At 73.4% G+C, this 22,760-nt stretch carries 21 protein-coding genes; 14 read left to right on the top strand and 7 right to left on the bottom strand.

The genetic code is table 11. The features are described from left to right. Positions 1–5 precede the first annotated feature (5 nt). On the top strand, positions 6–1,004 hold the full coding sequence (locus ACIG47_RS03575) for an ABC transporter permease (RefSeq protein ID WP_397429643.1): 999 nt from the start codon (positions 6–8) through the stop codon (positions 1,002–1,004). 2 nt (positions 1,005–1,006) lie between these two features. Beyond that, positions 1,007–2,824 carry an ABC transporter ATP-binding protein gene (locus tag ACIG47_RS03580; RefSeq protein ID WP_397429644.1) on the top strand — a complete coding sequence of 606 codons (1,818 nt, stop codon included), beginning with the start codon at positions 1,007–1,009 and terminating at the stop codon, positions 2,822–2,824. A gap of 129 nt (positions 2,825–2,953) precedes the next feature. Here ACIG47_RS03580 and ACIG47_RS03585 read toward each other — a convergent pair whose 3' ends face one another. Both ACIG47_RS03585 and dapD read right to left on the bottom strand, forming a co-directional pair. Beyond that, positions 2,954–3,907: a hypothetical protein gene (locus ACIG47_RS03585; protein ID WP_397429645.1), complete on the bottom strand. Its 954-nt coding sequence runs from the start codon at positions 3,905–3,907 to the stop codon at positions 2,954–2,956. Positions 3,908–3,945: 38 nt separating this feature from the next. Beyond that, the gene (gene dapD / locus ACIG47_RS03590; RefSeq protein ID WP_397429646.1) at positions 3,946–4,893 is read right to left on the bottom strand and encodes a 2,3,4,5-tetrahydropyridine-2,6-dicarboxylate N-succinyltransferase; all 948 of its coding nucleotides are present in this window, start codon (positions 4,891–4,893) and stop codon (positions 3,946–3,948) included. A gap of 42 nt (positions 4,894–4,935) precedes the next feature. Here dapD and dapE point away from each other — a divergent pair, with 42 nt between their 5' ends. The 4 genes from dapE to ACIG47_RS03610 all read left to right on the top strand — a co-directional run bounded on the left by dapE (position 4,936) and on the right by ACIG47_RS03610 (position 8,325). Continuing rightward, on the top strand, positions 4,936–6,051 hold the full coding sequence (gene dapE / locus ACIG47_RS03595) for a succinyl-diaminopimelate desuccinylase (protein ID WP_397429647.1): 1,116 nt from the start codon (positions 4,936–4,938) through the stop codon (positions 6,049–6,051). Between the two features lie 9 nt (positions 6,052–6,060). After that, the gene (locus ACIG47_RS03600) at positions 6,061–6,909 is read left to right on the top strand and encodes a TIGR00730 family Rossman fold protein (protein WP_397429648.1); all 849 of its coding nucleotides are present in this window, start codon (positions 6,061–6,063) and stop codon (positions 6,907–6,909) included. A gap of 120 nt (positions 6,910–7,029) precedes the next feature. Continuing rightward, the gene (gene folP / locus ACIG47_RS03605) at positions 7,030–7,989 is read left to right on the top strand and encodes a dihydropteroate synthase (protein ID WP_397429990.1); all 960 of its coding nucleotides are present in this window, start codon (positions 7,030–7,032) and stop codon (positions 7,987–7,989) included. A 168-nt stretch (positions 7,990–8,157) separates the two neighbouring features. Then, entirely contained in the window at positions 8,158–8,325 is a 168-nt protein-coding gene (locus tag ACIG47_RS03610) for a DUF3117 domain-containing protein (protein WP_119138860.1), read from the top strand. 30 nt (positions 8,326–8,355) lie between these two features. On the opposite strand, the gene ACIG47_RS03615 is transcribed toward ACIG47_RS03610, so the two are convergent. Further along, complete coding sequence (locus ACIG47_RS03615; protein WP_397416610.1) at positions 8,356–8,928, bottom strand: O-methyltransferase; 573 nt, start codon at positions 8,926–8,928, stop codon at positions 8,356–8,358. Positions 8,929–9,104: 176 nt separating this feature from the next. On the opposite strand from ACIG47_RS03615, the gene sigE reads away from it, so the two are divergent. The 6 genes from sigE to ACIG47_RS03645 are packed head-to-tail and all read left to right on the top strand — an operon-like array spanning position 9,105 to position 14,182. Further along, positions 9,105–9,704 (top strand): RNA polymerase sigma factor SigE, encoded by a 600-nt coding sequence (gene sigE / locus ACIG47_RS03620; protein WP_397416613.1) that lies wholly within the window; start codon positions 9,105–9,107, stop codon positions 9,702–9,704. Beyond that, positions 9,704–10,654 (top strand): zf-HC2 domain-containing protein, encoded by a 951-nt coding sequence (locus ACIG47_RS03625; RefSeq protein ID WP_397429649.1) that lies wholly within the window; start codon positions 9,704–9,706, stop codon positions 10,652–10,654. The genes sigE and ACIG47_RS03625 overlap by 1 nt, the downstream gene beginning before the upstream one ends. After that, positions 10,651–12,099, top strand: a complete 1,449-nt coding sequence (locus ACIG47_RS03630) for a trypsin-like peptidase domain-containing protein (protein WP_397429650.1) — start codon at positions 10,651–10,653, stop codon at positions 12,097–12,099. The genes ACIG47_RS03625 and ACIG47_RS03630 overlap by 4 nt, the downstream gene beginning before the upstream one ends. A 55-nt stretch (positions 12,100–12,154) precedes the next feature. Continuing rightward, positions 12,155–12,535, top strand: a complete 381-nt coding sequence (locus ACIG47_RS03635; protein ID WP_397416621.1) for a twin-arginine translocase TatA/TatE family subunit — start codon at positions 12,155–12,157, stop codon at positions 12,533–12,535. Positions 12,536–12,575: 40 nt separating this feature from the next. Then, positions 12,576–13,649 (top strand): tryptophan--tRNA ligase, encoded by a 1,074-nt coding sequence (gene trpS / locus ACIG47_RS03640; protein WP_397429651.1) that lies wholly within the window; start codon positions 12,576–12,578, stop codon positions 13,647–13,649. Then, positions 13,646–14,182, top strand: a complete 537-nt coding sequence (locus ACIG47_RS03645; RefSeq protein WP_397416627.1) for a 2'-5' RNA ligase family protein — start codon at positions 13,646–13,648, stop codon at positions 14,180–14,182. The genes trpS and ACIG47_RS03645 overlap by 4 nt, the downstream gene beginning before the upstream one ends. Before the next feature lie 85 nt (positions 14,183–14,267). Here the strand turns inward: ACIG47_RS03645 and ACIG47_RS03650 are convergent, their stop codons facing one another. The 3 genes from ACIG47_RS03650 to ACIG47_RS03660 form a co-directional block, all read right to left on the bottom strand. Continuing rightward, the gene (locus ACIG47_RS03650; RefSeq protein ID WP_397429652.1) at positions 14,268–15,956 is read right to left on the bottom strand and encodes a peptidase inhibitor family I36 protein; all 1,689 of its coding nucleotides are present in this window, start codon (positions 15,954–15,956) and stop codon (positions 14,268–14,270) included. A gap of 94 nt (positions 15,957–16,050) precedes the next feature. Continuing rightward, positions 16,051–16,896, bottom strand: a complete 846-nt coding sequence (locus ACIG47_RS03655) for a peptidase inhibitor family I36 protein (RefSeq protein WP_397429653.1) — start codon at positions 16,894–16,896, stop codon at positions 16,051–16,053. Between the two features lie 58 nt (positions 16,897–16,954). After that, the gene (locus tag ACIG47_RS03660) at positions 16,955–17,836 is read right to left on the bottom strand and encodes a peptidoglycan DD-metalloendopeptidase family protein (protein ID WP_397429654.1); all 882 of its coding nucleotides are present in this window, start codon (positions 17,834–17,836) and stop codon (positions 16,955–16,957) included. A 242-nt stretch (positions 17,837–18,078) separates the two neighbouring features. On the opposite strand from ACIG47_RS03660, the gene ACIG47_RS03665 reads away from it, so the two are divergent. Together ACIG47_RS03665 and ACIG47_RS03670 are read left to right on the top strand one after the other, a co-directional pair. Further along, on the top strand, positions 18,079–18,531 hold the full coding sequence (locus ACIG47_RS03665; protein ID WP_397429655.1) for a hypothetical protein: 453 nt from the start codon (positions 18,079–18,081) through the stop codon (positions 18,529–18,531). 82 nt (positions 18,532–18,613) lie between these two features. Continuing rightward, positions 18,614–19,687: a hypothetical protein gene (locus tag ACIG47_RS03670; protein ID WP_397429656.1), complete on the top strand. Its 1,074-nt coding sequence runs from the start codon at positions 18,614–18,616 to the stop codon at positions 19,685–19,687. 38 nt (positions 19,688–19,725) lie between these two features. On the opposite strand, the gene ACIG47_RS03675 is transcribed toward ACIG47_RS03670, so the two are convergent. Further along, positions 19,726–22,593, bottom strand: coding sequence for an AfsR/SARP family transcriptional regulator (locus ACIG47_RS03675; RefSeq protein WP_397429657.1), 2,868 nt, complete (start codon positions 22,591–22,593; stop codon positions 19,726–19,728). Positions 22,594–22,760: the final 167 nt, after the last annotated feature.

Genomic DNA, 22,760 nt, shown 5'->3' on the forward strand with positions numbered 1-22,760 from the left:
AGACAATGAGTGACATCAGGAACAGCAACCCGGGCGGCGAGGACTACGAGCCGCAGATCTCGGTGGCGGGCACCGACCCCGTCGGCCTGGCGGCGGGCGGCTCGGCCGCCCCGCTGCCGGGCGAGGACAAGTCCTACAGCCAGGGACAGCTCGTGGCCCGCCGGTTCTTCCGGCACCGCGGCGCCATCGCCTCGATGATCGTGCTCGGCATCGTCATCGTGGTCGCGTTCACATCCATCGGCATCGGCCCGATCCCGGGCTGGTGGCCCAAGGACTACACGCTCCAGTACGACAAGATCGGCGACGGCGCGCCCACCTGGGAGTACCCGTTCGGCCAGGACACGGGCGGCAAGGACTACTTCGCCCTGGTGATGCGCGGCACGCAGTTCTCGCTCATCATCGCCTTCGCGGTCGGCATCATCTCCACCGTGGTCGGCACCGTGATCGGCGCCCTCGCCGGGTTCTACCGCGGCTGGGTCGAGTCGGTGCTGATGCGCGTGACCGACGTCTTCATCATCATCCCGCTGCTGGCGGTCGCGGCCGTGCTCGGCCGCATGGCGGGAGACTCCGGCATCTGGGGCCTCGCGTTCGTGCTCGGCCTGGTCACCTGGACCAGCCTGGCCCGCCTGGTGCGCGGCGAGGTGCTCTCGCTGCGCGAGCGGGACTTCGTGCTCGCCGCGCGCGCGGTCGGCACGGGCCCGTGGCGCATCATCACCCGGCACGTGCTGCCGAGCGCGGTGGGCGTCATCATCGTGTCCGCGACGCTGTCCATCTCCAGCGCGATCCTGCTGGAGACCTCGCTGAGCTTCCTCGGGTTCGGCGTGCAGCCGCCCGACACCTCGCTCGGCACGCTGATCTCCGAGTACCAGGCCGCGTTCACCACCCGGCCGTGGCTGTTCTGGTGGCCCGGAATCATGATCCTGACCATCGCCCTGTGCGTGAACTTCATCGGCGACGGCCTGCGCGACGCGTTCGACCCCCGCCAGAACCGGACCAAGGACTGAGCATGACCACTCTCGACATCAGCACTCCCGGTGCCGCGTCGGCGGCCGGCGACGCCGTGCTCTCCTTCGAGGGCCTCGACGTCACGTTCAAGACCGAGTTCGGCGAGGTGCACGCCGTCAAGGGCATCGACCTGGAGGTGCGCCCCGGCGAGGTGGTCGCGCTCGTGGGCGAGTCCGGTTCCGGCAAGTCCGTCACCTCGATGACGGCGCTGGGCCTGCTGCCGCGCAACGCCCGCATCGGCGGCACCGTCCGCGTGGGCGACAAGGTGGTGGGCGCCCTGGACGGCAAGGGGCTGCGCACCATGCGCGGCAACGACATCGCCATGGTGTTCCAGGAGCCCATGACGGCCCTCAACCCGGTGCTCACCATCGGCGACCAGCTCACCGAGGGGCTCCAGCTGCACGGCATCGCCTTCGGCAAGCAGGCCCTGGCGCGCGCCGCGGAGCTGCTGGCCATGGTGGGCATCCCGGAGCCGGAGCGGCGCCTCAAGCAGTACCCGCACGAGCTGTCCGGCGGTCAGCGGCAGCGCGTGGTCATCGCCATGGCCATCGCGTGCGACCCCAAGGTGATCGTCGCCGACGAGCCCACCACGGCCCTGGACGTCACGGTGCAGGCCGACATCCTCGACCTGCTGCGCTCGCTCAAGGACAAGCTGAACACCGGCATCCTGCTGATCACCCACAACATGGGCGTGGTGGCCGACATGGCCGACCGCGTCGCCGTCATGCTCAAGGGCGACCTCGTGGAGACGGGCACCGCCGACCAGGTGCTCAACCACCCGCGGCACGAGTACACGAAGCGCCTGCTGGCGGCCGTGCCCCACCTGGGGTCCGGGCCCGGCCAGTTCGGTGACGTCGCGCCCGTGCAGGCGGCGGCCGGCGACCTGCCCGCGCTCGACCTGAGCAACCTGGTCATCGAGTACCGCCGCGTGGGCAAGCCGACCTTCCGGGCCGTGGACGACGTGACGCTGTCCGTGGCGCAGGGCGAGATCGTGGGCCTCGTGGGGGAGTCCGGCTCGGGCAAGTCAACCATCGCGAAGTGCGCGCTCGGGCTCATCCCGGCGGCGTCCGGCTCGGTGTCGATCCTCGGCAGCGACTTCCGCCGGATGAAGGGCAAGGACCTCAAGGCGCTGCGCCGCCGCATCGGCGTCGTCTTCCAGGACCCGGCCTCCTCGCTCAACCCGCGGCTGCCCATCGGCGACGTGATCGCGGAGCCGCTCGTGGTGCACAAGGAGGGCGACGACAAGTCGCGCCGGCGCCGCGTGCTGGAGCTGCTCGACGCCGTCGAGCTGCCCCGCAGCGTCTACAACCGGTACCCGCACGAGCTGTCCGGCGGCCAGCGGCAGCGCGTCAGCATCGCCCGCGCCCTCACGCTCGACCCCGAGCTGCTGGTCGCGGACGAGCCCACGTCGGCCCTCGACGTGTCCGTGCAGGCCAACGTGCTGAAGATGTTCACGACGCTGCAGGAGCGGTACAAGTTCGCCTGCCTGTTCGTGAGCCACGACCTCGCCGTGATCGACCTGCTCGCCCACCGCGTGGTGGTGCTGCAGAACGGCCGGATCGTCGAGCAGGGCCCGCGCGAGGAGGTGCTGCACCACCCCCGCGAGGAGTACACGCAGCGGCTCATCGCCGCGGCACCCGTGCCCGAGCCGCTGGAGCAGCGTCGTCGCCGCGAGGCCCGGCACGCGCTGCTGGCCCAGCTCGGCGACGACGTCGCGGAGCTGCACGTGGACGAGGACTACGAGCGCCCGCGGCCCCGCCGCGACGAGGGCGGCAACCCGTCGGGCCTGGCCGGCTTCGGCGGCGACGGCGGCAACTAGCCCCAAGCCTGCCGCGGTGGAACGACAGCGGGACAGAACCGGACCGGTTCTGTCCCGCTGTCGTTCCACTGTGGGGTCGTTCCACTGTGGGGTCGTTCCACTGTGGGGTCGTTCCACCGCGGGGGAGGGCTACTCCGCGGCGTCCACCGTGATGGCGACCTCGCCCGGGGGCAGGCGGGTCTCCGCCGGGAGCCAGTCGGCCTTCTCGCGGAGCCAGACCTGGTCGGCCACCTGCACCTCGATCGCCTGCGTGGCCTGTGCGGTCGCCACGGCCCACTGGCCGGTCGCCCAGGCGCCACGGCCCGGGTCGTCCGGCGTGAGCGGTGTTGCGTCCACGGTCACCGTGGCCGACGCCGGGTCCTGCCGGCTCGGGTCGGTCGCCTCGGTGGCCGGCGCGAGCCCCAGGTCCCGGCCCAGCCGGCCGGCCACCACGTCGCGCGCGGCGTCCGGGGCCCGCTGGTCGCCGTCGGCCACCGGGGCGAGCTCGCAGGACAGGACCCCGCGGGAGTTGCCGGTCAGTGCGGACGCCCAGGCCCGCGACCGCATCTCGTGCTGCGCGTACGCGTCCGGGAAGGCCGAGCGCTGGACCGTCTGGGCGGCGTCGGTCACCGCCATGTCCTCGTAGCCCTCGACCTCCACGAGCATGTCGTAGAACGCGTTGGTCGAGTAGACGGGGTCCATGATCTGCTCCACCGTGCCCCAGCCCTGCGAGGGCCGCTGCTGGAACAGGCCCACCGAGTCGCGGTCACCGTGGTCGATGTTGATGAGCTTGGACTCCTGCAGGGCCGTGGCCAGGCCGATCGTCGTGGCCCGGGCAGGGAGCCCGCGCGCGACCGCGGTGCCCGCCACGAGCGCTGCGTTGTCGGCCTGGGCGGGTGACAGGAACCAGTCCGCGCCGTCCAGCTCGGCGGTGCAGCGTTCGGTCACGGGTCCGCCGCCGGTCAGGCGGTTCAGCCCGACGACGACGCCGACGGTCGCGACGGCGCACACCGACCCGATGGCGACCAGGTACGTGAGGGCGCGCCGGAACGGGCGCCGCGGCGCGGGCGGGGCCGGCGGTTCGGCCGCGGCCAGCAGTGCCATTGCGTGCTCCCTGTGGTGCGGGGCGTCGGACGAGGGGGTCAGTTCGCGTGCAGCGCCTCGTTGAGCTCGATCCCCACGCCGGTCCGGTCGAGCACCTCGACGGCGCCGGTGGTCGAGTTCCGGCGGAACAGCAGGTTGCTGCGGCCCGCGAGCTCGCGCGCCTTGACGGGGGCGGTGCCGTCGCCGTACGGGTCGGCAGCGGCCCCGAGCACCGTGACCTTGGTGCCCGCGGTGAGGTACAGGCCGGCCTCGACCACGCAGTCGTCGCCGAGGGGGATGCCCAGGCCCGCGTTGGCGCCCAGGAGGCAGCGCTCGCCGAGCGACACCACCTCCTTGCCGCCACCGGACAGGGTGCCCATGATCGAGGCCCCGCCGCCGACGTCGGACCCGTCGCCCACGGTGACGCCTGCCGAGATGCGGCCCTCGACCATGGAGGCACCGAGCGTGCCGGCGTTGTAGTTGACGAAGCCCTCGTGCATCACGGTGGTGCCCGGGGCCAGGTGCGCGCCGAGCCGGACGCGGTCGGCGTCGGCGATGCGGATGCCCGACGGGAGCACGTAGTCGACCATGCGCGGGAACTTGTCCACGCCGTAGACGGTGACGAGGCCCCGGGCGCGCAGGCGCACGCGCGTCTCCTCGAAGCCCTCGACGGCGCACGGGCCGGCGCTGGTCCAGACCACGTTGGTCAGCACGCCGAAGATGCCGTCCAGGTTCAGCCCGTGCGGCCGGACGAGCCGGGCGGAGAGCAGGTGCAGGCGCAGGTAGGCGTCCGCGGCGTCCTTCGGCGGGTCGGCGAGGTCGATCGACGTGGTCACGACCTCGAGCCGGACGCGCCGCAGCTCGTCGCTGCCGGTGAGGGCCGTCAGCGACTCGGGCGGCGTGGCGTCGGCCGGGGCGTCGCCGAGGGCCGGCGCGGGGTACCAGGTGTCGAGGGTGGTGCCGTCGTCGGCGATCGTGGCCAGGCCGAAGCCCCATGCGGTCGTCATGCCTCCAGCCTAACGTCCGTGACCAGCGCCTAGGGTTGCCCTGTGGACACCCTGACCGACCCCGCGCCCCTCGACCCGTCGGACCTCGTCGGGCTCACCCGGGCCCTGTGCGACATCCCCTCCGTCAGCGGCGACGAGAAGGCCCTCGCGGACGCGATCGAGGCGACCCTGCGCGCCTGCCCGCACCTGGTGGTGGTGCGCGACGGTGACGCGCTGGTGGCCCGGACGGACCTGGGCCGCGACCGGCGCGTGGTGGTGGCCGGCCACATCGACACCGTCCCGATCGCCGACAACCTGCCGACGCGCCTGGAGGGCACGGGCCAGGACGCCGTGCTCTGGGGCCGGGGCACCGTCGACATGCTCGGCGGCGTGGCCGTCGCCCTCGCGCTCGCCACCGAGCTCGGTGCCCCCGGCACCACGCCCGCGCACGACCTGACGTGGATCTTCTACGACCACGAGGAGGTCGACTCGGCCCTCAACGGCCTGGGTCGCCTCGCGCGCAACCACCCTGACCTGCTGCGGGGCGACTTCGCGATCCTGGGCGAGCCCTCGAACGCGGGCATCGAGGGCGGGTGCAACGGCACGATGCGCGTGGAGGTGCGCACCCGCGGGGTCGCGGCGCACTCGGCGCGCGCGTGGACCGGCGAGAACGCGATCCACGCCGTGGCGCCCGTGCTCACGCGGCTCGCCGCCTACGAACCGCGTGCGGTCGAGGTGGACGGCCTCGTCTACCGGGAGGGCCTCAACGCCGTGCGGATCGAGGGCGGCATCGCGGGCAACGTCATCCCGGACGCCTGCACGGTCGAGGTGAACTACCGGTTCGCGCCGGAGCGTTCCGTCGCGGAGGCGGAGGCGCACCTGCGCGAGGTGTTCGAGGGGTTCGACGTGGTGGTGACCGACGCCGCGGGCGGCGCCCGGCCGGGCCTCGACGACCCGCTGGCCGCGCAGTTCGTGCGGTCGGTCCTGGACACCACGGGCGGGGAGCCGGCGCCCAAGTACGGGTGGACGGACGTCGCCCGGTTCGCCGAGCTCGGGGTGCCCGCCGTGAACTTCGGCCCCGGGGACCCGCTGCTCGCCCACAAGGACGACGAACGGCTGCCCGTGGCGCAGCTCGCGCAGTGCCGCGACGCGCTGCGGGCCTGGCTGCTGGACGACTAGTTTGGTCGCATGAGCGACGAAGGCATCCCACAGTCCGGCCGCGGGTACCGCCGCGGTCCGGTGCTGCTGCGCGGCAAGCAGATCCCCCGCACCACGACGGACCAGCGGCTCCTGGCGCCCGACCAGGACACGGAGTGGCTGCACTCCGACCCGTGGCGCGTGCTGCGCATCCAGAGCGAGTTCGTGGAGGGGTTCGGGGCGCTCGCCGAGCTCGGCAAGGCGGTGTCGGTGTTCGGCTCGGCACGGACCAAGCCGGACCACCCGGACTACCGGGCGGGCGAGACCGTCGGCCGGCTCCTGGTCGAGGCCGGGTACTCCGTCATCACGGGCGGCGGCCCGGGCGTCATGGAGGCCGCGAACAAGGGCGCCGCGGAGGCGGGCGGCACCTCGGTGGGCCTGGGTATCGAGCTGCCTTTCGAGCAGGGCGTGAACGAGTACGTGAACCTGGGAATCAACTTCCGGTACTTCTTCGCGCGAAAGACGATGTTCCTGAAGTACGCACAGGGATTCATCGTCCTTCCCGGTGGTTTCGGCACCTTTGACGAGCTGTTCGAGGCCGTCACCCTGGTGCAGACGCACAAGGTCACCCAGTTCCCGATCGTCCTGGTGGGCACGGAGTACTGGAGCGGTCTGCTGGAGTGGGTGCGGTCCACCGCGCTCGCGCACGGCACCATCAGCGACGTCGACCTCGACATCGTGCACCTGACCGACGACCCCGCCGAGGCCGTGCGGCACGTGGTGCAGCGTGCGCACCAGATCGCCGCGGAGAAGGCGGCGCTCCAGGCGGCCGCGGCCGCCGAGCGGGCCACCGAGGACGCGGCCGAGCCGGTGCTGCCCCGCTCGCTGGGCGGCTCGTAGGTGGACCGTCCGGGCGACGGCGGCAGGGTCGGCGACCCGGACGCCGGCGGTCGGGTCGCAGGTCACGACGCGCGTCAGGAAGCTCGTCGGGAGGCCGGCCAGGGTGAGGTGCAGGGCATGATGCAGGGCGTGGTCCCGCCGCCCTCCGCCCCGCTCGTGCTGCGCGGCCGGGAGCTGGGCCGGGACGGGCACGCCGTGCGGCCCGTGGTGATGGCGGTGCTCAACCGCACCACCGACTCGTTCTACGCCCCGGCCCGCCTGCCCGACGACGCCGCGGCGCTGGCCGCCGCCGAGCGCGCGTACGCGGACGGCGCCGAGATCCTCGACGTCGGCGGCGTGCGGGCCGGGACCGGGGCGCCGGTCGACGAGGCGGAGGAGATCCGGCGCGTGGTGCCGTTCGTGGCGGCGGTCCGGGCGGCCGTGCCGGACCTGCTGGTGTCGGTCGACACCTGGCGCGCGGGGGTGGCCCGCGCCGCGATCGACGCGGGGGCAGACCTCGTCAACGACACCTGGGCGGGTCACGACCCGCGCCTGGTGGAGGTGGCGGGCGCGGCCGGCGTCGGCGTCGTCTGCTCCCACACGGGCGGCGCGCTGCCGCGCACCGACCCCTACCGCGTGGAGTACCCCGCGGCAGCGGAACCGCAGGTCAGCAGGGTTCCGGACGAGGCCGGGGCGGGGGAGGGCGGGCTCCTCGCCGACGTCGTGGAGACGCTGCGGCGCAGCGCGGAGCGCGCCGTGGCGTGCGGTGTGCCGCGCGCGTCCGTGCTCGTGGACCCGACCCACGACTTCGGCAAGAACACCTGGCACTCCCTGGAGCTGCTGCGCCGTACGGGAACCCTGGCGGGGCTGGGGTTCCCGCTGCTCATGGCGCTGTCCCGCAAGGACTTCGTGGGCGAGACGCTGGACCTGCCGCCCCAGGAGCGGCTCGAGGGCACCCTGGCCGCGACGGCCGTGGCGGCCTGGCTCGGCGCACGCGTCTTCCGGGCGCACGACGTGCGGGCGACGCGGCGCGTCCTGGACCTCGTGGCGGCCGTCCGCGACGAGGCCCCGCCGGCCGCCGCGCTGCGCGGTCTCGGCTGACCCGACGGTGGGCGGGTCGCGCGACGAACAGGCGGTGTTCGCCCGGACCCGCGCGGGACAGGTGGAAAGTAAGGGGCGCCAATTGAACTAGAATGGGTCCGTGCCCTCGGCATTCGCCGGGAACATGAATGCTGCTACACACCGGACAACGGAATGGGAGAGCCACACATGGCTGCGATGAAGCCGCGGACGGGTGACGGACCGCTCGAGGTCACCAAGGAGGGGCGCGGCATCGTGATGCGTGTGCCGCTCGAGGGCGGCGGCCGGCTCGTCGTCGAGCTCAACGCGACCGAGGCGAGCGAGCTCGGCGACGCTCTCCAGACCGTCGTCGCCTGAATCCTTCTCGTCCCGGTCGTCCGCCGCGGGTCAGCGGCGGACGGCCAGCAGCAGTCCGTCCCCGCTCGGCAGCATGGCAGGCAGCACCCGTTCGTCGTTGCGCAGCGTCCGGCCCACCTCACGCACCACGGTGGTGAGCTCGTCGCGGCGTGCGGGGTCGGCCACCCGGTCCCGCAGCAGGGCTCCGTCGACGGCGAGCACACCGCCCGGCCGCAGCAGCCGCAGCGCCTCGTCGACGTACTCCGGGTACGACAGCGGGTCGCTCGCGACGAGCACCAGGTCGTACGCGCCGTCCGCCAGCCGGGGCAGCACGTCCCCCGGCCGCCCCGGGATGATGCGGGTGCGCTGCGGCGCGACGCCGTCCTCCGCGAACGCGACCCGCGCGGCCCGCTGGTGCTCCACCTCGCGGTCGATGGTGGTGAGCTGACCGTCGTGGGGCATGCCCCGCAGCAGCCAGAGCGCGGCGACGCCGGCACCCGTGCCGACCTCGACCACCGCGTGCGCCCCGGTCGCGGCGGCCAGCACGCGCAGCACCGCGCCGACACCCGGGAGCACGGCCGGCGTACCGAGCTCCGCAGCCCGTTCGCGGGCACGCAGCAGCACCTCGTCCTCGGGGACGAAGGCCTCGCTGTAGACCCAGGCCGCGACCCTGCCGTGGCCGGACGGCTCCGCTGTGCTGATGGCTTCCTCCGCTGGACCTGTCCAGATGTGTGCATCACGTGCGGCGTCAGGGTACAGCCCGTGGGAACGACTGGGCCGACACGTACGTTGAGAGGACGATGACTTCTGTGAGTACTCGCGCAGCAGATCCAGGTGCGTCGACCCCGACCGGGGCCGGCGCCGCCGACATGCCCTGGCAGCCGCCCACGTGGGAGGAGATCGTGCGGGAGCACTCCGCACGCGTCTACCGCCTCGCGTACCGGCTCACGGGCAACAAGCAGGACGCGGAGGACCTCACGCAGGAGACCTTCATCCGGGTGTTCCGGTCGCTGTCCAGCTACACCCCGGGCACGTTCGAGGGCTGGCTGCACCGCATCACCACCAACCTGTTCCTGGACGGCGCGCGCCGCAAGAAGCGCATCCGCATGGAGGCGATGGGTGACGACGACGGGCACGTCGCCGACACCGGTGACTTCGGCCGCCCGGAGCGCGGGTACGAGCACGCGAACCTCGACCAGGACGTGCAGCGGGCGCTCGACGCGCTGCGCCCCGAGTACCGCGCCGCCGTCGTGCTGTGCGACATCGAGGGCCTGAGCTACGAGGAGATCGCCGTGACCCTGGGCGTGAAGCTCGGCACCGTGCGCTCCCGGATCCACCGGGCCCGGGCCCAGCTCCGCGACGCGCTGGAGCACCTCGCGCCGACCCGCGGGGGTGCCTGATGGGGCACCTCGGCGACCTGATCAGCGCGCTGGCCGACGGGCAGCTGTCGCCCGCGGACACCGAGAAGGCGCTCTCCCACGTGACGACGTGCCGCCTGTGCGCCCGCGAGCTGGACACGGCTCGCGCGGCCCGGCGTGCGCTGTCCTCCGCCGCCGACGTCGTGCCGGACCCGGCCCTCACCGCACGTCTCATGGCGCTCCAGGCGAGCATCCCGCCCACCGACGAGGACCCGCTGCGCCGCCCGCTGCTGGGGCCGGACCCGCTCTCGGTCCCGGCCTGGCAGACGGCCTCGTTCACCGGTGGCGGCGGTTTCGACGGCAGCCTCGACAAGCCGGCGCGCCGCCGCCGGACCACCCGGATCGCGGCGCTCGGCGTGGGCGGCGTCGGGGTGCTGGGCCTGGCCCTCTTCACGCTCGGGGACGTCCCCGTGGTGTCCCCGCAGCTCTCCGCGCAGACCAGCATGACGATGCTCGGCCGCACGGGCCCCGACACCGCGGCGGCGGGCCAGGACGTGCTCGCCACGCTGGAGGGCGGTTCCGGCGGACGGACCTCTGCGGCGCTCGACTGGGTGGCGGACAACGGCTGGGTGGCCCCGTCCGACCTGCCCGACGGCTACACGGTCTCGGCCATGCGCCTCGTGGGCGACCAGGGACAGACGCTGGAGATCGACCTGACGGGCCCGTCGGGCCGCGCGGTGGTCCGGGAGCGTCCGGGTCAGCTCGCCCAGGACGGCGCGACGACGGTGGGCGGTGTCCAGGTGCTGGCCACCGAGCCCGCCCATGTGGCGTGGCAGTCCGACGACATGGTGGTGGACGTCGTCGCGGAGGCACCGGAGGAGGTGCTGAGCGAGCTCGTGGCGTCGTTCGGTGCGCATGGCTACGATGCCGGGGTCCTGCCCCGCATCGCCCGCGGGTGGCACACCGTGACAGGAGCCATCGAAAGCCCATGACCGACGAGAACCCGTTCGCGCCGCCCACGCCGCGAGCAGCAGTGCCTCCGCCGAAGGAACCGTCGGCCCCGGCCACCCGGTCCGACGCCGATGTCCCGGCGCCCGGTGCTCCGGTGGCCGGTGCACCGGCGGCGGGCGCCGAGGGCGAGCACGGGCAGGCGCAGGGCACCGCACAGCTCCCGGCGCGGCCGGTCGAGCGACCCACGGAGCAGCTCCTGACCACGGTCCCCCTGCCGTCCCCGGCGGCGCCGGACGAGGCCGGGCCGGCCGACGCGGCCACGTCGTACCCCGAGGGCTCGCATCCCGACGCCCCGCACCCGGCGCCGTCGCCGCGCACCCGTCGCGGGCGGCTCGGTGCCCGCTCCGTCGCGGCCGTCGTGCTGCTGGGCCTCGTCGCGGGGGCCGGCGGCGGGGTGGCCGCCTACGGCCTGCTGGACGCCCAGGACTCCGCCCGCCCGGCGGACGCCGCGCTCCCGGAGCCCGCCGCCGGTGCCACCCACGTGGACCGGCCGGAGGGGTCGGTGGCGGCCATCGCCGCCGCCGCGCTGCCGAGCGTCGTGTCGATCGAGGTGCGTGCCGAGCAGGGCGTCGCCACGGGCTCCGGCATGATCCTCAAGGCCGAGGGCTACATCCTCACCAACAACCACGTGGTGGCCGAGGCGGCGTCGGGGGCGGACGTCACCGTCACGTTCGCCGACGGCCACGAGCAGCCCGCCGAGCTGGTCGGCACCACGCCGGACTACGACCTCGCGGTGATCCGCGTCGACGAGACCGGCCTGACGCCGCTCGTGCTCGGCGACTCGGACGACGTCGTGGTCGGTGACTCCGTGCTCGCCGTCGGCTCGCCCCTCGGGCTGGAGGCGACGGTCACCACGGGGATCGTCAGCGCGCTGCACCGCCCCGTGAAGGCCGGCGAGGCGGCCGAGGCGGCGTTCATCGACGCGATCCAGACCGACGCCGCGATCAACCCCGGCAACTCGGGCGGCCCGCTGGTCAACACGGCGGGCGAGGTGATCGGCATCAACTCCGCCATCGCGCAGGGGCCGGGCACCGCCGCGGCCACGGGCAACATCGGGCTCGGCTTCGCGATCCCGTCCAACCAGGCCCGGCACACCGCCGAGCAGCTCATCGAGACGGGCACGGCGACGTTCCCGGTCATCGGCGTGCTGCTCGACCCCACCTACCAGGGCGAGGGCGTCCAGGTGTCGGAGGAGCCGCAGCAGGGCACGCCCGCGGTCACGCCGGGCGGCCCGGCCGACCAGGCGGGCGTGAAGCCCGGCGACGTGATCCTGGCGATCGACGGGCGTCCCGTGTCGGTGGCGGACGAGCTGATCGTCGCGATCCGTGCGAAGGCGCCGGGCGACCCGGTGACGCTCCAGGTGCGGTCCGGTGGCGACGAGCGCGAGCTGCGCGTCGTCCTCGAAGAGCGGTCGAGCGGCCAGTGAACGGGGTTCACCGGGTGTTCTCCGGCGCTTCCGGCGACACGAGTAGGCTCTGACCGTGTTCGGCATCAACGGCTGGGAATTCGTGATCATCATCGTGGTCGCGATGCTCGTCATCGGCCCGGAGCGACTGCCCGGCTACGCGGAGCAGCTCGGGTCCTTCGTGCGGCGTGGACGCGACATGCTCCAGAACGCGAAGGCCCGCGTGGACGACGAGCTGGGGCCCGAGTTCAGCGACGTCGACTGGTCGAAGCTCGACCCGCGCCAGTACGACCCGCGCAAGATCGTGCGCGACGCCCTGCTGGACGACGGCCCGTCGACCTGGTCGCGCCCGTCTGCGGCGGCGGCCGCGGCCGGCGCGGCGAACGGAACGCCCGCGTCGCCCGCCGAGGCGTTCGCGGAACCCGGGAAGGCGCCGTACGACGACGAGGCGACCTGACGATTCGGTGAGCGCGCATGGACCTGCCAGAATGTTGGCCATGTCCACCGAATCCCCGACCACGGCCGGCACGCCGGCAGGCGCCGACCGCGGTGCCGCGCCGCGCATCTTCTCCGGGATGCAGCCCACCGACGGCTCGCTCCACCTGGGCAACTACATCGGCGCCCTGTCGCAGTGGATCGCGCTGCAGGACTCCTACGACGCGCTGTACTGCGTGGTCGACCTGCACGCGCTCACGGTGAACCCGGACCCCGCACTGCTGCGGGAGCGCACGCGCCGCACGGCCGCGCAGTACCTGGCCGGGGGCATCGACCCCGAGCGGTCCATCCTCTTCGTGCAGTCGCACGTGGCGGCGCACGCGGAGCTCGCCTGGCTGCTGAGCTGCCAGACCGGGTTCGGCGAGGCCGGGCGGATGACGCAGTTCAAGGACAAGTCCGCCAAGCAGGGCAACGACGGGACCACGGTCGGTCTCTTCACCTACCCCGTGCTGATGGCGGCGGACATCATGCTGTACGACGCCGCGCTGGTCCCCGTCGGTGAGGACCAGCGCCAGCACCTGGAGCTCACCCGGGACCTCGCGACGCGGCTGAACGCGCGGTTCGGCGAGGGCACCGCCGTCGTCCCCGAGGCGCACATCGTCAAGGCCGTCGCGAAGATCCAGGACCTGCAGGACCCGAGCGCCAAGATGAGCAAGTCCAGCACGGGCGGCAAGGGCGTCGTCTGGCTGCTGGAGGACCCGAAGAAGGCGGTCAAGGCCATCAAGTCGGCCGTGACGGACGCCGACGAGTCGTACGGCGTGCGGTTCGACCCGGCCGAGAAGCCGGGCATCTCGAACCTGCTGACGATCTTCTCGGCCGTGACCGGCCGCGACGTCGACACCATCGCCAAGGAGTACGACGGCCGCGGCTACGGCTACCTCAAGGTTGACCTGGCCGACGCCGTCGTCGCCTTCCTGGAGCCGTTCCAGGAGCGGGCGAACACCTACCTCGCGGACCCCGCGCAGCTCGACAAGGTGCTGGCCGACGGCGCCGACCGGGCCCGCGCGATCGCCCGACCCGTGCTGGACCGGATGTACGAGCGGTTCGGGCTGTTGCCCGCGCGAGGCGAACGGTGAACCTCCCCGAGCGGGGACCAGGCCAGATCCGCATAGGGATCGCCATCGAGATCCCGGAGCCCTACGCCGCGGAGCTGAGCGCGGCGCGGGTGGCCGCGGACGACCCGCTCGCGAGGTTCATCCCTCCGCACATCACGCTGCTGGGTCCCACGGTGCTGGAGGCCGGCCAGCTCGCCGAGGCGCGCGAGCACCTCGCGGCCGTGGCGGCCGCCGCACCGCCCTTCCGGGTGCAGCTGCGCGGTACGGCCACCTTCCGGCCGATCTCGCCCGTGGTGTTCGTGGCCCTGTCCCAGGGCATCGCCGAGTGCGAGCAGCTCGAGTCGAGCGTGCGTTCCGGGATCCTCGACGGTGAGCTCCGGTTCAACTACCACCCGCACGTGACCATCGCCCACGAGGTGCCCGACAGCGCCCTCGACAAGGCGTTCGAAGCGATGGCGGACTACTCCGCCGAGTTCGACGTGGACCGCTTCTTCCAGTACGAGCACGGCGACGACGGGATCTGGCGCCCGCAGGCTGCGTTCCCCCTCGGCTGACGCGAGCCTCGGGCGCACGGCGCGGAAGCCGTGCGCCCGCCGCCCCGCCGCGCCGACGTCGAGGCCGGGGCGGCGGGGCGGGGCGTCAGCGCACCGTCGCCGACGCGGCGTCGAGCACGTGGCGGGTGCCGTGCTCGTCGACCAGCTCGAGCACGGCACCGTGTGCCGCGACCACGCGCAGCGCCCCGGTACCGGGCAGGTCCACGGTCCGGTGCGAGGCGGTCATCAGACCGGTCCCCGTCGTGGCGACCAGCACGCGTCCGAGGGTCCGGTCCTCGCCCGAGCGCCCTGCCCACACCATCAGCGTCCGGCCGCCGGCGTGACCGACCCACCGGTTGCTCCCGAGCAGCTCGGCGCCGCGCACCGGCGCCTCGGCGTCGTCGAAGATGCCGGCCGGCCAGGCGGCGGTCCGTGCCGCCGCGGACGCGACAGCCCCGGTCGTGTCCTGCCCGGCCGCCGCGACCAGGTCCTCCTGCCAGTAGATGCTGGTCGGCGCTCCCGGCGTGGTCGCGGTGCGGCTGTCGCTGTCCACCTGCTCGTCGAGCTGGAGCCACGACGCCGTGGGGGAGTTGTCGGTTCCCTCGCAGCCGCGCTGGTCACAGGCGCCACGCTGGGACATCACGCCGGGGAACGTCAGCTTGGCGCCCTTGCCGTAGGCGTAGAGCGACAGGAACTTCCACTGCTTCGCCTGTGACCCGGAGGTGGTGTAGATCTCGGGCAGCGGCTGGGCGGCGCCGCTGGTCGAGACGTACCAGATGGTGTCGGCGGTCAGTCCCGGGTTGCAGGATCCCGCTGAGGGGACCGACGTCGTCGGGCACCCGTCGGCACTGCCGAAGTTGACCAGCGGGGGACGGCCCGACACCCCGTTGTAGCCGTTGAGCCAGGCGCGGGACTGGGCGTTGAGCCCCGACGTCGAACCCCAGGCCTCGAAGTCGTTCGCGCCCCACGCGGTGGCCTGCGGGTAGCCCGCCAGGTCGGCGGCGGCGTTCTTGGCGGCCGTGGCGAGCGCGGCGCCCGCGGCACCCGTCAGGGCGCTGCCGGGCGTGTTGTTCGTGCCCAGGCCGATGCGCAGGCGGGAGGCGGTGTCCGACCCGGTGCAGTCGTCGTACCCCTTGCCCATCGCGACGACCATCTGCCGGGCGGCGGAGAACTGCCGGTCGGCCCCGCCGAAGTAGGACAGCACGTGCACCCCGTCCGACCCCAGGGTGGTCTTGCCGAAGGCCAGGACGACCACGGTGGTCTGCGTGCCGGCCCGGCTCGCGTCCCGGGTGCCCATCGTGCAGCCCGTGTCGTACGCCCAGCTCGTGTCCTGGACCGAGACGTAGTAGCTCGCGTGCGACGGCGGAGCCGTGACGAACGGGCCGAAGCGGTGCGAGGCGTTGTTGTTCTTCAGGGTGCTGTTGAGGTTCACCTTCGCGCCCGCGGCGACCTCCTGGTAGGTGCCGCCGTACTCCGAGTTGTAGTAGACCCGGACCGGCTTCGCCGAGCGGTTCCAGACCGAGGCGGCGTCGTTCTTGAGGCACAGGCCCTGGCCCGCGCCCGCGCCCTTGAAGTCGTAGCACGACGGCTGCTCCGTGCCGTAGTCGCCCACGGAGACGTCGAAGTCCGAGATCGACCCTGCGTGGTCGCTGTTGTAGTAGTAGCAGAACTCCCCGGCGTCGCAGAGGCCGTCGCGGGTCGCCGCCTGGGCTGCGGTTCCCGGTACGACGACTGCTGCGGCCACCGCGGCGGCGGTGGCCACCAGGGCGGCGAGGCGCCTCATGGTGCGTGACATGTTCTCTCCCGGTCGTGGGGTACGGGTCGTGCGTGGCCCGGCAGCACCAGGGGCGCGCCCGAGCGGGCACGCCCCCGGCACCGTCTCCGTCAGATCAGTGGTTGACCTGGAACCAGGGCTGCGCCCAGCCCAGGTAGGTGTAGCCCCACTCGCTCTCGACCTCTGCGATCGTGGCCGTGGAGATCCTGTTGTAGCCGTCGATGTCGTTCGAGACGAAGGTTCCGCCGCCGACCGAGATCATCACGTGGCCGTACTCGCCGCCGCGGAAGAACGCCAGGCCCCCGGCGGGGACGCTCCGGTCACCGGCGTTCCGGTGGGCCGAGGGGATCTGGCCCCAGTGCACGATGGCGCTCACCGAGCCGCTGTTGGCGTGGCCGTAGGCGTTGGCCACGAAGCGGTCGCAGAGACCGCCCCAGCCCGTCGCGCCCACCTTGCTGTTGGCCCAGGACACCGCACCGGCGCAGGTGCGGGGGTTGTCGAAGGAGTTCTTGCAGGTCTCCGTCCGCAGCGGCGTGACGTCGTGGGAGGCGTTGTTGTTCTTGACCGCGGCCGTCAGGTCGCGCTTGGCACCCGCCGCGACGGTGTCCCAGGTGCCGCCGAAGTCGGAGTTGAAGTGCACCCGCACCTGGCCGCCGGTCCGGTTCCAGACCGAGGCCGCGTTGTTCTTGATGCACTGGTTGTACCCGGCCTTGCCCGCGGTGCGGAAGACGTAGCACGTGGCCGGGTCGGTCCCGTAGTCGGCGAGGTCGGCCGCCGGGTGGTCGGAGATCGACCCGGCGTTGTCGCTGTTGTAGTAGTAGCAGAACTCGCCCGCGTCGCAGACGCCGTCGCGGGTGGCGGCCTGCGCGGGCGCGGCGGTCAGCGTGCCGACCGCGAGGCTGCTCGCGAGGGTCAGCACCGCCACGAGTCCTGTGGTGAGGCGCCTTCTCAGCTGTTCCATGCTCGTCTCGCTCTCGTCGTCGGGTTCAGGGGGCCGGGTCCAGGAGCCTGGCTCGGGTTCACGAGGAGGGGCAGCTGCTGGTCCGGGCCAGGTTCTTGGTCCCGTAGTAGATGGGGTTGCCGCTGGCGAAGGTGGCCCGGATGACGGAGCCGTCCTTCTTCTGCTCGTAGTGCAGGTGAGGCCCTGTCGAGCCGCCGGTCGAGCCGACGCGCCCGATCCAGGTGGTGGCGCTGACGTCCTGGCCCACCGAGACGTTGAAGCTCTGCAGGTGGGCGTACAGGGTCTGGTAGCCGCCCGCGTGGGTGATCACGATGTACTTGCCGTAGGAGGTGTTGCCGAGGTCGCGCACCGTGGTGACCTCGCCGGCGGCCGACGCGTAGACCTTCCAGCCCTCGTCCGGGTCGTGGTTGAAGTCCACCGCGAGCTGGGGGCTGTGGTTCGTGCGGGTCTGGGCGGACCAGGTCTCGCCGCAGGGGAACGGCACCTGGAACGTCCCGGTGGTGCGCAGCGGCGTGACGTCGTGCGAGGCGTTGTTGTTCTTGACCGCGGCCGTCAGGTCGCGCTTGGCACCCGCCGCCACCGTGTCCCAGGCCCCGCCGAAGCCCGAGTTGTAGTGCACCCGCACCTGGACGCCCGTGCGGTTCCAGACCGAGGCGACGTTGTTCTTGATGCACTGGTTGTACCCGGCCTTGCCGGCGGTGCGGAAGACGTAGCACGTGGCGGGGTCGGTGCCGTAGCTGCTGACGTCGGCCTTCCCGTGGTCGGAGATCGACCCGGCGTTGTCGCTGTTGTAGTAGAAGCAGATCTCGCCCTCGTCGCAGACACCGTCGCGGGTGGCGGCCTGCGCCGGGACCGCCGCCACGGTGCCCACCAGGAGGCTGCCCAGCAGCGCCAGCACCACCGCCAGCGCCTTGGCGGCGCGCATCCTTGTCCGTTCCATCACTTGGCTCCTCGCTCGTGAAGGGATCTCTCGTCGCGAGCGTGCGCCCGCGGTCTATGCGACACCTATGCGCGGTCTCACTCCTCCGGCGAAGACGGGGCACAGGGCGCGCGTAGGTGGTCGCCGCAGTCTGGGCGTTGCCCCGGCGCGGCCGTGGGCCGGCGTGCGACTGGCCCGGCCAGGAGACGTCGGACGAAGAGGCCCGGCGAGGTCCCGGGCACACCCGAGAGAAGAGGAACACCATGCGAATTCGATCGCGACTTGTCGCCGGCGGGGCGTCGGTGCTGCTCCTGACCACGCTGCTCGGCGCCGTCGGCGCAACGTCCGCCGAGGCCCGGTGCAACGGCGCGGGCAACGGGATCACCAGCACCATGTCCTACAACGGTGTCGAGCGGGCGCGGGAGATCCCGAACTCGGGGACGTGCAACAGCGACGGCGAGTACCACGCCACGCTGAAGGACGCCTTCTCGGACGGCAACACCGTGCGGTTCCGGTGGGACGGCAACGGTGACGGCAACTACACGACCGAGGCCTCCACGGGCACCTCCGTCGGGTTCGTCGCGACCGACAACACGAGCGCCGCCTACGAGCAGCTCTGCATGGTGACCGAGACCGGCACGCCGTACTGCGGGTTCGGCAGCAACTCCGCACGGGGCTGGGGCAACGGTGGCCGGGGTCTGAACACGGGCTTCTGACCCCAGGGCGCCGGCTGCCGGGGTCTGCGGGTCCCGGCAGCCGACGCCGTCCGTGCCCGGACCGACGAAGGGAGAGTCGTCCATGCGTCTGCGAGGTCCCCGGTGGTGCGCCGTCCTCACCTGCCTGATCGTGCTCGGGGTCCCGGCCTGCTCCGCGCCGCCGTGGGCCGAGCCGGTCGACACCCGCCTGCCTGCCGCCGCCCCCGTGTCCTGGACGGGGCCGTCGGGCGCGGACCGCCTGGTGCCCCAGCTCTTCTTCCAGGCCCGGCAGCCCGAGGGCACGACGGCCACGCCCGTACCGCTCTTCGAGGTCCTGCCCGACGACGACGTGCGGCTGCTGCCGACCGGCGAGGTCGAGGGCCTGGTGGTGGACGGCGTGCAGCCGACGTCCGACGGTGTGGTCCTGTACGGAACGGCAGGCGAGGACCCGGACGGGGGACTGCGGCGCGAGCTCGTGGTGCTCGACGACGCCGGGGCCGTGCGCTCACGCGAGGAGGTGTCGCTGGCGGGCCGGGGGACCGGGCTCCTCGGCGCGCCCGATGCCTCGACCACGATCCTGCAGCGGGTGGGGAAGGACGACGACGGCCTGCCGGCCGGGCCGGTCGAGGTGACGGTGCGCACCGCGACGGACGAGGCGGTGCTGGCGACGAGGCAGGATCCGGTGGCGGCCGGCGCCGTCGCCGGGAACCGGCTCGTGCTGGCCGGTGGTGGCCAGTCGTTCGACGGGGAACGGATGATCCCGTGCTGGGTCGAGGCGCTGCGGACCGATGTCGTGCGCGAGTCGTCCAGGGGCACCCGGACCGTGACCGACGCGCTCCCCGGGTGCGAGATGGTCCACGGACTGAGGATCTCGCCCGACAGCCGGTGGGCGGCCGTCGCGTTCCAGACGCAGGCTCCGCCGCAGATGCAGGTGTCGATCGTCCGCCTCGCGGACCTCGCGGTGGTCGGCACGCGCGAGGTGGGTATCCCGGTCGGGGCGTGCGACAGCTGCCAGTTCCCGGCGTTCGCCGGCTACCTGGGGATGGCGTGGGCCGACGACCGCACGCTGCGCGTGGCCCGGATGACCGACCTGCCGCTGACCATGCGCCAGGACCAGATCGCGGAGGAGCTGCGACGTCACCTCGACGTGCTGGCGATCACGGTGCCCGCCGGGTGACCGTGGCGGCGTCGGTCATGGCCCGGGCGTCACGGGGCTCACGGCGCGGGTGGTGCGACCAGCTCGCCGTCGAGGCCGTTCAGCAGCGTGCGGCAGCGGTCCTCCTCGTCCCACAGGCCGGCGAGGTGGAAGAGCCGGGCGGCCTCCGTCAGCGCGGACCCGGCCCCGGCGGCGTCGGCCAGGTCGGCGAGCACCGGCCCCGTCTGCAGCAGCGCCATGGCGGTGCACCGTTCGTCGTGCAGGTCCCGGAACAGCTCGAGGGACCGCTCCAGGTGCGCCGCTGCCTCCCGCGGACGGCCCGACTCGCGTTCGAGCGAGCCGAGGTCGCGCAGCGTGACGGCCTCACGGTGCAGGTCACCGGTCTCCCGGGCGAGCCGGAGTGCGGCGTCGTACCACGGTCGCGCCTCGGCGGGCCGTCCCTTCGCCACGAGGATCCGTCCGATCGAGCCCCGGAGCAGCGACTCCTTGGGCACGTCGCCGGTCTCGACCATCACCGCGAGCGCGGTGCGTGCGCACTTCTCCGCCTCGGTGAGGCGTCCGCGCAGCCGGTGGACGGTGCCCAGCCCGGCGAGCGCCAGCGCGGCGCCCTTCGCGTGCCCGGCGGACTCGTGGGCGGCCGCGGCGTCCCCGAAGTGCCGGGCGGCCTTCTCGAGCCCGCCGGTGTAGAGCAGGGCCTGGCCCAGCCCGCGCAGCAGCTCTCCCCGGTCGGTGGCGTCCAGGCCGGGGCAGGACAGCATGAGCTCGTGGCTGGTGCGCCAGTCGTCGTAGAGCGCCTGCTCGTCGTACAGGGGAGCCAGGGTGCTGACCAGGCGCCGCCCCGGTCGGGCCAGCGCCCATTCGCGGGCCAGCCGGACGGCCGCGAGCAGCGCCTGGCGCTCCGCGGCGAGCCAGGCCGGCGCGTCGGGGTCGACCTGCTCCGCGAGGTGCGCCACCGCCCCCGGGGGGTCCTGCGAGCCGGGTGCGTCGAGCGGGTCGAACAGGCTGGGCGGGCCGCCCTCGCGCTGGTGCCGCGCGAGGTGCTCCCACGTGCCCACGACACGCCGGGCGGCCGCGCGGCACACGTCCTCGCCACGGTCCAGCGCCCGTTCGCGGGCGTGGGCCCGGACGAGGTCGTGCATCCGGTAGCGGGCCTGGCCCACGGCGTCGTGCCGGGCCGGCTGCAGCAGACCGGCGTCGACCAGCAGGTCCAGGACCCGCTCGTGGTCGGAGTCGTCCGTCAGCGCGCCGAGCACCCAGCCGGGCACGTCGTGGGGGCCGAGCAGACCGAACAGGTCGAACCCGAGCTGCGCGTCCGGCGCCAGGGAGGTGACCGAGAGGTCGAGGCTGGCCCGCAGGTCGAGGTCGCCCAGGCGCATCTCGGCCAGGCGGTGGGACTCGTCCGAGAGCCGCAGCCGGAGCTGGCGCAGCGGCCAGGACGGACGCCCGACCAGCCGGCCGCCGATGATCCGGATCGACAGCGGGAGGTAACCGCACAGCCGCACGATCGCGCGCGCCTCGGCCGGCTCCTGCTCGATCCGCTCCCGGCCCACGATCCGGGCGAGGAGCTGCTCCGCGTCGTCGGGCGGGAGGGCGTCGATGTGCAGGTGGCGCGCGCCCGGCAGGTCGGTGAGCGTGGAACGGCTCGTCACGATCACCGTGGACGTGCCGGTGGGCGGCAGCAGCGGGAGCACCTGGGCGGCGGTGGCCGCGTCGTCCAGCACGAGGAGCGTGCTGCTGTCCGCGAGCATCGAGCGCAGCAGCGCCGAGCGTGCGTCGACGGAGCTCGGCAGGGGGTGCCCGAACCGGCCGAGCGAGTGGAGCATCGTCGCCAGGAGCTCGGCGGGCTCACCCGGGCTCGTCGACGTGCCGGCGAGGTCGAGGTAGAGCTGCGCGTCCGGGTGCCGGTCGCGGATCGACCGGGCCAGGTGCACCGCGAGCGTCGACTTGCCCGTCCCGGGTGCACCGCTCAGCACGACGACCAGCGGTGCGTCGGAGGACTCGTGCTCACGCACGAACGACTCCAGCTCGGCCACCTCCTGGGTGCGTCCCGCGAAGTCCGCCACGCCGGGCGGGAGCTGCCGGACCGGAGCGGCAGTGGTCCCCGCACCGGTGGCGGGCACGGCCCGGGCCGCCGGGCCGACGGCGGTGGCGGGCGCGCCGGCCCCGGCCGCGGACCCCGCGGCGGCAGGCGGCAGGTTCCGGTCCAGGATCTGCTGGTAGACCGTCTGGGTGGCCTGGCTCGGGTCGGTCCCGAGCTCCTCGGCCAGGGTCTCACGGAGCCGCCCGTACTCCTGGAGCGCCTCCGCCTCGCGTCCGGAGCGGTACAGGGCGACCAGCAGCTGGCGCCGGAGGTCCTCGCGGAACGGGTGCCGGGCGACCTGCTCGTGCAGCTCGTCGATGACGGCCGCGTGCTCGCCGCACTCGATGCGTGCCTCCAGCCGGTGCTGCTCCGCGGTCGCGCGCAGGTTCTCCAGCCGCAGGGCGAGCGCCGTCGCCACGCCGCCGGGCGGGTACCCGTCGAACGGCGCGCCACGCCACATGGCCAGCGCCTCGTCCAGCGCCTGCCGTGCACCGTCGAGCGCGCCCGTGCGGAACAGGTCGAGCCCGGCCTCGACGCCGGACGCGAACCGGTCCGCATCGACGCCGAGGGGACCGAGCGACAGCAGGTAGCCGTCGGTGGACCGCCGCAGCGCGGCGCCGTCGTCGTCGTGCAGGAGCTGGCGAAGCTTGTGGACGCTGCCGTAGACCTGGGTCGGGGCCGACTTGGGTGCGCGCCCCGCCCAGACGTCGTCGATGATCTGGTCCACGGGGGCGGGCCGCGGCGCCCGGGCGACCAGGCTGCCCAGCACCGCGCGGCCCCGGCCGGTCACGGGGTGCCATGTCCGGCCGTCGCTGATCTCCAAAGGTCCCAGGATCCTGACGCGCATGGCCGAGCTCCGTTCGTCCCCCCATGTGGACCGCCGACGTCGTCGCCGTCCCTCCGGCAAGGCCAGATGCTAGCCCGCGCGGCCGCGGGGGCGCCCCTGAAGTCGGGCGTGGCCGCCGACATGTCACGCCGCGTTCACGCCGCGGCAACCCCGGGGGACGCATAGGC

Source organism: Promicromonospora sp. NPDC052451, from assembly GCF_044547525.1.
Classification (GTDB): domain Bacteria; phylum Actinomycetota; class Actinomycetes; order Actinomycetales; family Cellulomonadaceae; genus Promicromonospora.